The 9,994-nt window shown below is 69.1% G+C and carries 13 protein-coding genes and 2 pseudogenes; 6 read left to right on the top strand and 9 right to left on the bottom strand.

All coding sequences use genetic code 11. From position 1 onward, the window contains the following. Positions 1 to 300: 300 nt before the first annotated feature. Positions 301 to 729, top strand: a complete 429-nt coding sequence (locus tag AC07DW_RS32095; protein WP_478861172.1) for an IS110 family transposase — start codon at positions 301 to 303, stop codon at positions 727 to 729. Positions 730 to 760: 31 nt separating this feature from the next. Further along, positions 761 to 1,633, top strand: a complete 873-nt coding sequence (locus AC07DW_RS32090) for a transposase (RefSeq protein WP_478861171.1) — start codon at positions 761 to 763, stop codon at positions 1,631 to 1,633. A gap of 191 nt (positions 1,634 to 1,824) precedes the next feature. Here the strand turns inward: AC07DW_RS32090 and AC07DW_RS32085 are convergent, their stop codons facing one another. After that, a complete protein-coding gene (locus AC07DW_RS32085; RefSeq protein ID WP_478861170.1) occupies positions 1,825 to 2,526 on the bottom strand; it encodes a hypothetical protein in 702 nt (233 codons plus the stop codon). A gap of 126 nt (positions 2,527 to 2,652) precedes the next feature. On the opposite strand from AC07DW_RS32085, the gene AC07DW_RS32080 reads away from it, so the two are divergent. The 3 genes from AC07DW_RS32080 (at position 2,653) to AC07DW_RS32070 (ending at position 4,108) form a co-directional block, all read left to right on the top strand. Continuing rightward, on the top strand, positions 2,653 to 3,147 hold the full coding sequence (locus AC07DW_RS32080; protein ID WP_478861169.1) for a hypothetical protein: 495 nt from the start codon (positions 2,653 to 2,655) through the stop codon (positions 3,145 to 3,147). A 341-nt stretch (positions 3,148 to 3,488) separates the two neighbouring features. Continuing rightward, positions 3,489 to 3,647: a hypothetical protein gene (locus AC07DW_RS32075; RefSeq protein ID WP_478861168.1), complete on the top strand. Its 159-nt coding sequence runs from the start codon at positions 3,489 to 3,491 to the stop codon at positions 3,645 to 3,647. Further along, entirely contained in the window at positions 3,644 to 4,108 is a 465-nt protein-coding gene (locus tag AC07DW_RS32070) for a Tn3 family transposase (protein WP_478861167.1), read from the top strand. Before AC07DW_RS32075 ends, AC07DW_RS32070 begins: the two co-directional genes overlap by 4 nt. A gap of 80 nt (positions 4,109 to 4,188) precedes the next feature. Here AC07DW_RS32070 and AC07DW_RS32065 read toward each other — a convergent pair whose 3' ends face one another. From AC07DW_RS32065 to AC07DW_RS32055, 3 genes are read right to left on the bottom strand one after another with little or no spacing between them, the layout of a single operon-like run. Continuing rightward, a complete protein-coding gene (locus AC07DW_RS32065; protein ID WP_478861166.1) occupies positions 4,189 to 4,938 on the bottom strand; it encodes a DNA alkylation repair protein in 750 nt (249 codons plus the stop codon). Beyond that, positions 4,935 to 5,351 (bottom strand): hypothetical protein, encoded by a 417-nt coding sequence (locus AC07DW_RS32060; protein WP_478861165.1) that lies wholly within the window; start codon positions 5,349 to 5,351, stop codon positions 4,935 to 4,937. Before AC07DW_RS32060 ends, AC07DW_RS32065 begins: the two co-directional genes overlap by 4 nt. Positions 5,352 to 5,362: 11 nt before the next feature. Next, positions 5,363 to 5,824, bottom strand: a complete 462-nt coding sequence (locus AC07DW_RS32055; protein WP_478861164.1) for a MarR family winged helix-turn-helix transcriptional regulator — start codon at positions 5,822 to 5,824, stop codon at positions 5,363 to 5,365. A gap of 277 nt (positions 5,825 to 6,101) precedes the next feature. Between AC07DW_RS32055 and AC07DW_RS32050 the strand changes: the two genes are divergently transcribed. Then, positions 6,102 to 6,716, top strand: a complete 615-nt coding sequence (locus AC07DW_RS32050; RefSeq protein ID WP_478861174.1) for a recombinase family protein — start codon at positions 6,102 to 6,104, stop codon at positions 6,714 to 6,716. 50 nt (positions 6,717 to 6,766) lie between these two features. On the opposite strand, the gene AC07DW_RS32045 is transcribed toward AC07DW_RS32050, so the two are convergent. From AC07DW_RS32045 to AC07DW_RS32025, 5 genes and pseudogenes are all read right to left on the bottom strand, one after another. Next, complete coding sequence (locus tag AC07DW_RS32045; RefSeq protein ID WP_478861173.1) at positions 6,767 to 7,036, bottom strand: transposase; 270 nt, start codon at positions 7,034 to 7,036, stop codon at positions 6,767 to 6,769. Beyond that, positions 6,966 to 7,865: a transposase gene (locus tag AC07DW_RS32040; protein WP_478861163.1), complete on the bottom strand. Its 900-nt coding sequence runs from the start codon at positions 7,863 to 7,865 to the stop codon at positions 6,966 to 6,968. Before AC07DW_RS32040 ends, AC07DW_RS32045 begins: the two co-directional genes overlap by 71 nt. A 124-nt stretch (positions 7,866 to 7,989) precedes the next feature. Further along, complete coding sequence (locus tag AC07DW_RS32035; protein WP_478861175.1) at positions 7,990 to 8,190, bottom strand: hypothetical protein; 201 nt, start codon at positions 8,188 to 8,190, stop codon at positions 7,990 to 7,992. 31 nt (positions 8,191 to 8,221) lie between these two features. After that, positions 8,222 to 8,419 (bottom strand): annotated as a pseudogene (locus AC07DW_RS32030) (transposase); the annotation flags it as partial. 204 nt (positions 8,420 to 8,623) lie between these two features. Next, positions 8,624 to 9,558: pseudogene (locus AC07DW_RS32025) on the bottom strand (transposase). Positions 9,559 to 9,994: the final 436 nt, after the last annotated feature.

Genomic DNA, 9,994 nt, shown 5'->3' with positions numbered 1-9,994 from the left:
TCCTACGGCCGGATACCAGACGTGACGACCGCACCCCATGATCCCGAACCCGCTGGCGCAGCATCAACCGAGCACTGAATTAGCCACCAGGGTCCTTGCTGGCGTGAAAACATGGCTGTGGTGCCTGCCCGCCGACCCCGATGCTTCGTTGGACTGTGAGCCCGTAGGTCAGTCTGGCGCCGGGACCGCAGAGGGGCCACGCACTGTTGCCTCCGAGCACGCCGGTCAGATTCTCGCTCCCCCAGCGGTCCCACGGGCAGGCACCGTCCTGTCCTGGCAGAGTGTGAAGGGGAGGGGGCCATGGCTGAGACCGAGGACATCGAGGAGATCGAGCAGGCGGCCGAGCTCGTGGAACGGGTCGCGGCGATCGATATCGCCAAGGCGTCCGGGATGGTGTGCGTGCGCCTGCCGCACGAGGACAGGCCGGGCTTTCGGACCCAGCACGTCTTCAGCACCGTCGCGACATCCGGCGCGATCCTGGACCTAGCCGACCACCTCATCTGCCAGGGCGTCACCCGCGTGGTCATGGAAGCCACATCGACCTACTGGAAGCCGTACTTCTTCCTGCTGGAGTCGCGTGGCCTGGAGTGCTGGCTGGTCAACGCCCGTGACGTCAAGAACGTCCCGGGCCGGCCGAAGACCGACCGTCTGGACGCGGTCTGGCTAGCGAAGCTGGCCGAGCGCGGCATGCTCCGGGCCTCGTTCGTTCCCCCCCAGACCGGTCCGTGAACTGCGCGGCCTCACCCGGGCGCGTGCGGTGATGACCCACGAGCGCACCCGCCACAAGCAGCGCACCGAGAAACTCCTCGAAGACGCCCAGATCAAGCTCTCCACCGTGATCGCCGACATCTTCGGCGTCTGCGGCCGGGCGATGCTCGAAGCCCTCATCGCCGGGGAACGCAGCCCCAAGGCCCTCGCGGACCTGGCCCACGGCACCATCAAGGCCAGCCACGCCACCCTGGCCGAATCGTTGACCGGCCGGTTCGAAGAGCACCACGGATTCATGTGCCGGATGCTGCTGGACACCGTTGACTACCTCACCGTGCAGACCGACAAGCTCACCGCCCGGATCACCGTCCGTCTGGCCGAACTGTCCACCACCGAGGACGGCAAAGGCCCCGGCCAAACCACCCTGATACCGATTACCGACACCGAGCGCCTCGACGAGATTCCTGGTCTCGGCCCGGACACCGCGCAGGTGGTCCTCGCCGAGACCGGCCTGGACATGCCGGTTTTCCCAACCGCCGGACATCTCGTCTCCTGGGCCAAGCTCTCCCCGCGCACCATCCAGTCCGGCGGGAAGAACACCTCCGGCCCCACCGGCAAGGGCAACCCCTGGCTCCGCGGGGCCCCCGGCGAGGCGGCGGTCTCCGCCGCCCGCACCGACACCTTCCTCGGCGCCCGCTACCGCCGCATCGTCAAACGCCGCGGCCACATGAAAGCCCTCGTCGCCGTCGCCCGCTCCATCCTGGTGTCCGTCTGGCACCTGATGAACGACCCCACCGCTCGCTACCGAGACCTCGGCCCCGACTTCCACACCCGCAACCTCGACCCCCAGCGCAAGAGCCGCGACCTCGTCCGCCAACTCAAGGCCCTCGGCCACGACGTCACCCTCACCCCGGCAACCACCTGACCAACCCCCCCAAGCCCCGCAAGCAGCCCCCCACCGTCACCGCCGAGGGGCTACCCCGCCATGCCCATCTGACCGTTGAGTATTCCGGTCAGGTGGGTAACAGTACTGTTACCCGAACCGTCGAGGGAGGGCCCGCCGCCGGAGCGGCGCCCGGGGCGGTCCGCGCTTCGCCAAACGATCTTGGTCGGCTGTCAGCCGGGCAGGCCCAGGTCGTCCAAGGGGGTCCCGGCGGCCCACTGTTGCAGTTGGCGGCCGTCGACCAGGCGGGCACCGCCCTGGCGGGAGGCCCACAGCACATCCGTGCGGCTGTACGAGCCCTTGCTGACCACAACGCGAATCAGGTGGTCAACCCCGGGACGGCCTACTTCCCGCAGGGGGGCCACAACGGTGGGCGCGTCCTCGTCGGCCGGCGCCTCGTCCGGTGGACGGAATGCCACATCGAGCTGGCGGCCGCCGCGGTCGCGCGCGTACAGACGGGGCCGTCCCCGGTAGGGCATGGAGATGACGTGCCAGCCATCGCGGCTCAGCATCCGTTCGGCCGCCACCCCCAGGCCTTGCTCGTCAAGCCTGGCCAACTCTGCCGACGTGTAGGTGCCGCCGCGTCGACGGACGACCGTCCGGCGCAGCCGCCAGCCGACGAACCCGACGGCTGCAAGCAGGACTGTGCCGAGCAGCAGGCCGAGAACGCCGAGCCCACGGTAGATGCAGGCGAGGAGCAGGACGGGTCCAAGCACAGCGAGGCCAAGGCCGACGAAGGCCGACAGAACGTCACGGAGTTCGGGCCCGGCTCGTCCCTGGGCCCGCACCTCGGATAGCGCCCGTTGCCTTGCGACCGACGCGAGCCCGGCACGGGCGGCCGCCGCCACCAGACCGGCAGTGATGGGCGCCGCCACCTCCAGCCGGGATGACAACCGGTTACGAAGGCCGGGCGGGATGTCGCGAACCGCTTGCCCAGGTGTTGGGGAACCCCTACAGTCAAGGGTGTTGGGGAACCCCAACACCGACGAAGGGAACCGCACATGACGACCTCTCAGCACCGGCCGCTCCCGCACCCGGCGGAGGAGCCGACGACCGCGAGCCGACCGGGCCTGGAGCCCCGCGAGGTCGCCGGCCGGACCGCGTACTGGCCGGACGGGGTGCACACGTACACGCTCGCGTTCCACGGCGGGAAGCAGTGGCAGATCGCGGACGAGGCGGACACCGCCATCCTGGCGATGGACGCCATCCAGTCCGGCAAACCCCTGGAGCAGAAGCTGATTCGGGAGGGGCTGGGCGACATCCGCCGCCTGAAGATGCGACTGGCCGCCATCGAGGAGGAGCTGATGCTGGCGGCCCGCGAGCCGGAGACGGACCGCGACAAGATGTCGTTCCGCGAGCTGGGCGAGGCGATCGGCCAGCACCACACCACGGTGAAGGAGCGGTACGACCGCCTGGCCGTCGATGGGCGCACGCACCCGTTCCGCCGCTGGCTCACCGAGAACACCCCGCGCGCCGACCTCTACCCGACGAACTGAAGGGCGACCACCACCGTGAGCACCGACTCGTACAAGGAATTCCAGGCCCTCCAAGTCCGCCGCCCCGACGACCTCCCGCCGGCCGTCCCCCTGCCCTGGCAGGCGGAGAAGCACTCCCAGCACGGCGACCGCCTGTCGAACCGGCGCCTGCCCGCCGACTTCCCGCACGAGGTCGAGCGCGGCACCGCGGCTGACGCGCTCGCAGCGCTGGCCCTGGGAGAGGCCATCCGCCGTACCGCGCTGCACTACCGCCCGAGCACCGTGCACGAGGCCCTGCAGCTGGGCGCGACCTGGAACGAGGGGGCGGCCGCGCTGGACTCACCCCGGACGAGGCCCGCGACGTGCTCCGGTCCTACGCGGACGGACAGCGCCACCTGTACGAGGGCTACGAGCGCGAGGACCGGAAGCCGATTGGCTTCACCTCCGAGCAGCACCAGGAGGCGCACGCGCTCACCGAGCTGGCCGACGACGAGTCGGCGGCCGCCGAGGAGGACCGGTGATCCGAGACGCCGTGACGTGCGACCGCACCGGGTGCGTCGCGCTGATGCTGGAACCCGTGGACCTGCGGTTGCGTGACCTTCAGCGTGAGATCGAGGAGGGCCTGAACGTGATGGAGTCCTCCAACGGAGCCAACTCCGTGATCGCCTACGGCAAGGGCGGGGAGATCGCCTCGAGCCGGCGCGACGAGCAGGAGATGTTTGTCCTCTGCCTCAGAATCTTGCAGTCGGCCCTGGTCTACGTAAACACCCTGATGCTCCAGGACGTCCTCGGCGAACCGGAGTGGGCCGAGCTTCTCACGCCTGCGGACCGGCGCGGCCTGACCCCGCTGTTCTGGTCGCATGTCCGCCCGTACGGCGAGGTCAACCTTGACATGGAGGCCCGTCTGAAGCTCGCCGCGGTCACCGTGCCCGTACCTCGTGGGTCAGCGGCCGAGGGCCAGCAGCCAGCCAAGCGCGCGTGAGCTCGCCGTCAGCGCACGCCTTGGCCGGCCGTCACGCGGCCGCACGATCTGGCTTCCGGGGATCAATCCCGCCCGTGGTGTCAACGGCCGTGGGCGCGGCGGTAGGCGTTCAGCAGGCGGGTCCGGTCTGCGTCGCCGAGGCGGCGGACCGCTTCGCGCAGGGTGACGCCGGAGATGCGGTCGATGCGGGGTTCCACCCATGTCGTCACGAAGCGATCGTCGCGGCGGGTGGTCTCGCGCAGCACCCAGCCGATGGCTTTCCTGATGAAGAATTCGGTCTCTTCCAGCATGGCGTCCGCGTATCGGCCCAGTCGATTCAGGTCGGACGCGTCGGCGCGGATGCCGGGAAGCAGGGCGAGGAGGGCTGAGCGGCGGAGCCACAAGTCTTCGTCGCCGGCCCAGCGGTCGAGGGTGGGCCCGGCCGCCTTCTTGTGCTTGAGGGTGATCGCGCCGACAGCGTGGACGGCAAGGGGGTCCACCAGGGCCCAGGTGCGGGCGGCTCGCAGCATCGCTTCGACCGTCGCGAGGTCGGCGGGGGTGAGGAGGGCTGCGTGGTGGGTGAGGAGGTGGACGGCTGCCTGCCGGTGTTCATAGACGCTGGTCCACAGCAGATCGGCCAGGGCCAGGACGTCCGCTCGGATGAGCGGGGGCAAGTCGCGGAAGGTCGCGTTGACGGCGCGGCGCAGGTCTGGAATGGGGACGCCGACGTGGATGAGGTCGCTGTGGAGGTAGTCGCGGTCCCGGGCGGCGCGCTGTGGGGTGCCGAGGCAGGCGAGCTGCTCGGTGAGCTGTTCGGCTGCCTCGGTGAGTCGGGCGTGGGGCAGGCTCACGCGCCGGTTTCCAGGATGCGCTTGAGCGTGGCGAGCTCGGTGTCGACCAGGGTGACCTGCTCGTCGAAGAAGGCGTCGGTGAAGCCCGGCGGCTGGAAGAAAGTGATCATGAATTCGGCGCCGGCGCCATTGGCGACGACCCGGGCGGGGACCTGCCAGGACGCCTGGTCCTCGACATAGTCGTGGTCGAGGATGCCGAGTTCGGCGTTGCCGCGGATGCGGAGCCTGGCGGGGCCGTGCGGGGTGGTCATCAGCCACCAGCCCGGCTCGTCGGTGGGCTCGATCGCCTTGACGTTGACGATTGCCCAGACGGGCCAGCTGGCCGCGTCGGCGAGGAAGGCGAAGACGTCGGCGACGGGACGCTCGATGGTGACGGTCTTGGTGACCGAGCAGGCGGTCGTAGGGATGCTCATGGTGGCGCCTTTCAGGGGGTTCGCGGTGCGGGGGGCTCTGGGTGGGCTTCGCCTATCAGCCGGCGGATCCAGTCCTCCAGCTGGTGGCGCTGGTCCGGGTCGAGGCGGGCGAAGAAGTGGGCGTCGTTGCGGTCGGCGATCTTGGCCAGCCGTGGGGCTAGGTCGCGGCCGGTGTCGGTGAGTGCCAGACGCAGGGTGCGGCGGGATGCAGGGTCCGGCTCGCGGGTCATCAGGCCCTTAGCAGCCAGTCGGTCGACCAGGCGGGAGACCGCGCCTGCATCGATGTCCAGATACCGGGCCACTTCCCGGATGGTGGCGGCGTCGCCACGGTGAACGGTGATCAGGACCGCCCACTGGGAGACGGTCACGCCGTGCTCGGCGAGTTCTCGTTCGAACCGGCCGTGGACTTCGTCGGAGAGTCGGCGGAGCCAGTAGCCGAGATGATCACGCAGGCCGCTGCTGGAAGCTGTCACCCTTCCAGATTGAATGTCGTGACAACTGTTGTCAAGGCAACAATGGATGAGTTTCGATCTTGCTCATCTATCGACTGATTGATGAGCAAGATCGATTAGTGGGGGTTCATGGCCGGGTCGGCGCCGGATCATGCCCATAAGACGGTGTCAGAAAGTCGGCATGCTCAAGAACTCGAACCCCACCGTTTTCTGTACGATCTGGCGGGTGCATCCATCCCAGGACGACGACACCGCCGATCTCCTCGTCCCCGTACCGGTCGCACGGACCGGCGACCTCGTGGGGTACGCACGCGTGTCCACCAAAGGGCAGTTGCTCGACCGGCAGATCCACGCACTCACCGAAGCAGGGTGCATCCGGATCTTCGCCGACAAGAAGTCCGGCAAGAACGCCGAACGCGAGGAACTGTGGAAGGCCCTCGACTACCTGCGCGAGGGCGACACCCTCGTCGTCCCGTCGCTGGACCGGCTCGGCCGCTCCATCCAGGACCTCATCGCGATCGTGTCTGGCCTGCGCAAGCGTGGCGTCGGCTTCACCTCGCTGCACGAGGCGCTCGACACGACCACGCCCGGCGGACGCCTCGTCTTCCACGTGTTCGCGGCCCTGGCCGAGTTCATCCGCGAACTCATCGTGCAGGGCACCAACGAGGGCCTGGACGCCGCTCGCGCCCGCGGCGCCCGACTCGGCCGCCCGCCGGCGATGACGGAAGAGCAGGTACGTCACGCCCGCGACCTACTCGCCCGCCCGGAGAACACCGTCACCTCGATCGCGAAGCTCCTCGGCGTCTCCAGGAACACGATCTACAACTACGTGCCCGAACTGAAGGGCGGTCGCCTCGCGCTCGCCGGGGCGACGAGCACGCCGGAACTGCCTCCCACCAGGTCCGAGGACTGATCACCCCCGTTTGCGGCTGGTGACGATCCTGCTGGTTTATTCAGAATCGATCATGCGGTGAGGGTGAGGTCGAGTCGGGCGAGGTGGCTGGTGCGGGTGCGGTCGAGAGGGTGTCCATTCCACCAGGCGTCGAGGCGGATGAGGTTGAGCGCGACGGCGGAGAAGGCGTGTTCCAGATGGGTCTTCTTCAGGCCGTGATAGCGGGCGCGTCTCATGCCGGTGACGGCGACGGCCTGGTGGATGGTGCCCTCAGCCCCGGCCCGGAGGGCGTATCTGGCCCGCCATTGTGGGCTGGTCTGCTGGGTGCGGGCCTGGTCCAGGGCCTGCTGTAGCTCGCGGGGCTGCAGCGGGAGCGAGCGGCCGTCCTTCCTTCGAGCGGGTGCACTGATCGCGGACCGGGCAGGGCTGACAGGTCTCCTTGTCGAACTTGACCACGATCGCTTTGGTGCCGCGCTGGCTGGTGGGGCTCCACCAGGTGCTGGTCTGTCCGCGGGGGCAGGTGGCCTGTCGGTTGTCCCAGTCGATGGTGAACGCGGTGCGGTCGAATCCGGTGCCGGCCCGGGACTGGGGCGAGCTGTTGAGCAGGACCGGGGTGACCAGCGTGACACCGAAGGTCTGCTTGATGCCGACGATCAGCTCGGCGGAGGGGTAGCCGGAGTCGAGGTAGTGCTCACCGGGCAGCAGGCTCCGGGCGGCGAGCATGTGGTGGATCGGTTCGGTCATCTCCGCGTCGGTCACGGTGGCATCGGTGGTCGCGATGTTGGTGATGATGCGCGGTGGGCCGACCACGGTCTTCCCGGGCTCGGCTGGATCCTGGCCTTCGCCGCAGCCTGGCTTGTCCTCGTTGTCCGGGCCGTCACAGGTCTCGCTGATGTGGACCTTGCAGCCGGTCCACCAGCTGCCCTGCTTAAGGCCGTAACGGGCGTCGGTGTCATACGGCGAGGTCAGCCGTACTCTGGCCGGCGGGAGACTCCCGCTCTCCCGCCGCCACACCTCCTGCCCTGTTTCGGTGACCGTGCGGGTGTAGTTCTGCAGCCACACCATCCGCAAGACCTGCAGGGCGGGAAGCTCCCGCAGCCAGGCCGGTGCCTGCGGGAGCTTCCCGCCCTGCAGGAGCGTGAACCCGTCCCGGCCGTAAATCAGCGCCAAACCGTCACGCTCGGTCTTCGAAGACGGCAGCTGCCAGGAGTCGATCCGCGGCCCGTACCGCTGGGTCCACTCTCCAACAGGCACCGCGGCGGCCAACCAGTCGGGGGCCGCGCAGGCCAGAGCTTCAAGTGCGGCGCGCAGGGTCGCCTCCGGCCAGCTCCAACCGGTTCAGGTCCCGCACCGCCGCCAGCACGCGGGTGGAGTCACTGCGCTGCTTCCCACCGGCCTTCACCAGGCCTTTGCCCTTCAACGCGGCCAGCAGCAGGTCCAGGGCCTTCTCCTCCAGGCCGTGCTCGACCAGGCGCGAACGGAACTCCGACAGCACCGAGACGTCGAAGCCGAAGATCGTCCAGCTCCATGCCCAGCGCGTACGTGAAGTCCATGCCGTACCGCACTCGATGCGCCGCCGCGCGGTCGGTCAGGTTCTCGGTGAACTGCAGCACCGTGACCAGCGCCAGCTGCCCCGGCGACCATCCCGGCCGACCCCGTACTCCGAACGCCTGGGCGAACTCGTCGTCCGCGAACAGCTCCCCCAGCTCGTCACGGACCCGCATCGCCAGCGGATACGGCCCCCTCGCCGCCACCGCCCGCGCCACCCGCGCGGTCACCTCCGGCACCTGCGGCCACGGCCGCGGCCGCGGCTGCATCGACACCCCACACCCCCAGCGGCCGGGGACGGAAACACGACCGCTACACGAATAACGAGCAACTCCACCCGCCAGCAACGAAATTAACCAGCAGGATCGGTGACAGCGTTCTTACCAGAACCCCATCTTCGGAGCGGTCCAGCCCAGTGTCTGCTTCAGCAGGCGGAAGGTGTGCTCCAGGTCGAAGCGGCGCAGGAAGCACTGCCACCAGCGGTCCACGTCCGCCGGTGCGGCAGATGTGGCTGAGCACCACAGCCAGACCGGCTTCGGAGTGCGGTCGCCCGGCAGGTACTCGACTGCCAGTCGGACCAGCGTGCCGTGAAGGACGGGAAGTTCTTCCTTCGCGTGTTCCAGCCAGGGGCCGCGGTGGGTGAGCCGGGGATGCATCCGGCCCCAGGCGGTGGCCTCGGCTTTTGCGTAGCGGGTGGTGTCCGTGGTGGTGGTGACGTCGGGCTTGTGCCAGGTGTCGGGCCGGGCGAGGGCGAGGACGCCGCCGTGACGGCGCGGCCGCCCACCCCTTGGTCCCGGCCGGGCGGGTCCGGGGTCGCGGAGCATGACCCGGTCCGAGCGCAGGCGTCCGGCGAGGATGACAGGCAGGTCCCCGAGGGCGTGTGAGAGGTAGGCGACGCCGTAACCGGAGTCCAGCACGATCAGGATCTCCGGATCGCCCGGTTTCCAGTGCCCAGCGGCGGACAGCCGGCCCCCTACCTCGCGGAGCTGGGCGGCGGTGACGAGCGTGGCGTCGCCCGCGGGCCCCAGGCGGATCGCGTCCAGAGCAGTGCGCACCAGGAGGTGCGGCCCGTTTTCCAGGGCGGCGACGAAGGAATACTGCCAGCCGGGATGAACTGGCCGGTCTTGCGGTCGCCGCGACCGTAGACGTGGCAGCACAGCCTCTCGTTGCTGGTGGGGGCGTCGGGGCGGAGCCAGTTGGAGACGTCCACGGCCAGCACGATCCGCCCGTCGGCCGCCCTGGGCACCGGCAGGGAGGTCAGCGTGTGGCGCAGCCGTGCCGGCTCGGCCCAGCCCCGGTCCAGGGCCGCGTACAGGGCGCCGTGTCCACGCCGGTGCTCGACCGCCAGCGACAGCTCGACCAGGGTGTAGAACTCGACCCGAAAGCGGACAGTACGCCCAATGTCTCGCCTGCAAACATCTCACCGGGGACACTCATGGGTAGCGGCCGTTCTCTCGTGCTTCTTGACTCGACATCTCGAAGCGTGGAGAACGGCCGTCTCCGCTGTCCCGGGAAGACCCGCAGATCAGCAGGTCGAGTGACCTGCGATGTTAAACGCCAAGCTTAGGCAACCAGCTTGTCCGACCACGTTGGCAATCCAGGCGGGCGCTTCTTCGGTACTCCCTGCTTTTCGATGTAGACCCGCTTGACTGGGGTCGAGCAATGCTCAGAACCTGTGGATCGGCCGGGGGCGGGGTGCCTCGTGGGATGCGGAGGGCGTACCTTCCCGGGTGATCGACTCAAGGTCACCA

Source organism: Streptomyces sp. NPDC045701 (assembly GCF_056432045.1).
Note: the sequence above shows the minus strand (reverse complement) of the source record. Positions and strands in the feature narration are given on the sequence as shown.

Bases quoted from the DNA above. Each gene is read 5' to 3' on its own strand.
- AC07DW_RS32080 (WP_478861169.1), top strand. From the start codon at position 2,653: ATGACGACCTCTCAGCACCGGCCGCTCCCGCACCCGGCGGAGGAGCCG.
- AC07DW_RS32060 (WP_478861165.1), bottom strand. From the start codon at position 5,351: ATGAGCATCCCTACGACCGCCTGCTCGGTCACCAAGACCGTCACCATC.
- AC07DW_RS32090 (WP_478861171.1), top strand. From the start codon at position 761: ATGACCCACGAGCGCACCCGCCACAAGCAGCGCACCGAGAAACTCCTC.
- AC07DW_RS32095 (WP_478861172.1), top strand. From the start codon at position 301: ATGGCTGAGACCGAGGACATCGAGGAGATCGAGCAGGCGGCCGAGCTC.